Origin of the sequence: Solidesulfovibrio sp. (assembly GCF_029978005.1) — a bacterium.
GTDB lineage: Bacteria > Desulfobacterota > Desulfovibrionia > Desulfovibrionales > Desulfovibrionaceae > Solidesulfovibrio.
In genome coordinates this window covers 1-1,412 of the sequence record NZ_JARKOZ010000117.1, presented here as the reverse complement: position 1 = coordinate 1,412, position 1,412 = coordinate 1, and the positions used below count along the sequence as shown (strand labels likewise).

Here is a 1,412-nt window from a genome sequence, read left to right as displayed (position 1 = left end):
AGATCCTGCGGTAGGCCTGGTACATCTTCTCGTAGGAGAGGTCGGCCGCGTCGCCGTCCACGTCGAAGGAGTAGGCGTCCTTCATGATGAACTCCCGGCCGCGCATCAGGCCGAAGCGGGCCGGATCTCGTCGCGGAACTTGCTCTGGATCTGGTAGAGGTTGACAGGCAGCTGGCGGTAGCTCTTGATCTCGCGCCGCACCAGGTCGGTGATGACCTCCTCGTGGGTGGGGCCGAGACAGAATTCGGCGTCCTTCCGGTCCCTGATGCGGAGCAGCTCCCTGCCGTACTGGTCCCAGCGGCCCGACTCCTGCCAGAGCTCGGCCGGGATCACCCCCGGCATCAGGAGCTCGATGGCCCCGGCCCGGTACATCTCCTCCCGCACGATGTTCTCCACCTTGCGGATGGAGCGGAGCCCCAAGTGGAGGTAGTTGTAGATGCCGGCCGCCAGCTTGCGGATCATGCCGGCCCGCAGCATCAGCTGATGGGACACCACCTCCGCATCGGCCGGGGTCTCTTTCACGGTGGGGATGAAAAATTGTGAGTAGCGCATACAGAATATCCTTACGATATGTTTTTTGTCCTATTATTTTGCCAGCAGCTGGCAGCTAGCGGCTAGCCGCTTGATTCTTCTTTCGCCATCCTCTCCACCTCGGCCACCAGAGCGTCGGCCAGCTCGCGCTCCGGGACCTTGCGGACGATCTCTCCGCGGCGGAACAGGAGACCTTCGCCCTTGCCGCCGGCGATGCCCACGTCCGCCTCCCGGGCCTCGCCCGGTCCGTTCACCACGCACCCCAGGACCGCCACGGTCAGGGGCCGGATGACCTTCTGCAGCCTGCGCTCCACCTCCTCGGCAATGGGGACCAGGTCGATCCGGCAGCGGCCGCAGGTGGGACAGGAGACCAGGTTGATCCCCCGCTGACGGAGCCCAAGGGCCTTGAGGATGCCGAAGCCGACCCGGATCTCGTCCACCGGGTCGCCGGTCAGGGACACACGCAATGTGTCGCCGATCCCTTCGGCCAGCAGGATGCCGAGGCCGACCGACGACTTGATGGTGCCGGAAAAGGTGGTGCCAGCCTCGGTTATGCCGATGTGGAGGGGGTAGTCGACCCGTTGGGAGAGGAGCCGGTAGGCTTCCACGGTCTTCATCACATCGGACGCCTTGAGCGAAATCTTTATCTGGTCGTAGTCCAGCTCCTCCAGGATGCGCACGTGACCCAGGGCCGATTCCACCATGGCCTCGGCCGTGGGGCGGCCGTGCCGCTCCAGCAGTTCCTTTTCCAGGGAACCGGCGTTGACGCCGATGCGGATCGGCACCAGCCGCTCGCGGGCGGCCTTCACCACCTCGCCGACCTTCCATTTCTCCCCGATGTTGCCCGGATTGATGCGCAGGCCGTCAACCCCCATTTCCAG

At 64.8% G+C, this 1,412-nt stretch carries 1 protein-coding gene and 1 pseudogene; both read right to left on the bottom strand.

Annotated elements, in window-relative coordinates:
• A pseudogene (proS, locus tag Q1K70_RS13420) lies at positions 1 to 552 on the bottom strand (proline--tRNA ligase); the annotation flags it as partial.
• A gap of 62 nt (positions 553 to 614) precedes the next feature.
• On the bottom strand, positions 615 to 1,412 hold a 798-nt coding region (gene ispG / locus Q1K70_RS13415; protein WP_300160547.1), incomplete at its 5' end, for a flavodoxin-dependent (E)-4-hydroxy-3-methylbut-2-enyl-diphosphate synthase.